This is a genomic window from Halomonas sp. SIMBA_159 (assembly GCF_046536035.1).
Classification (GTDB): Bacteria; Pseudomonadota; Gammaproteobacteria; order Pseudomonadales; family Halomonadaceae; genus Vreelandella; species Vreelandella venusta_A.
Map to the genome: position 1 here is coordinate 1 of NZ_JAWJBT010001097.1, position 253 is coordinate 253.

Below are 253 nucleotides of genomic sequence, written 5' to 3' on the forward strand. Positions count from 1 at the left end.
CGGCAAATGACGCCGATGATTGCCAGTATGTATTTGCGCTGCAAGATGGCAAAATAAGCCGGTTGATAGTGCAGACCAGGAGCAACATCAGGTGAACCGGGTAGACCGGCTGCTAGCCATTATTTTGTATCTGCAAAGCCGCCGCTATTGTACCGCTGAGATGATGGCCGAACATTTTGGTTTAAGCGTCCGCACTATATACCGCGATTTGGCCGCAATAGCAGAAGCTGGCGTACCGGTCATGGCAGAAGCG

The 253-nt window shown here is 51.8% G+C and carries 1 protein-coding gene; it reads left to right on the forward strand.

All coding sequences use genetic code 11. The features are described 5' to 3' along the window. Positions 1-91: 91 nt before the first annotated feature. The coding region (locus R0J87_RS22655; protein WP_498889159.1) for a helix-turn-helix transcriptional regulator at positions 92-253 on the forward strand (162 nt) is incomplete at its 3' end.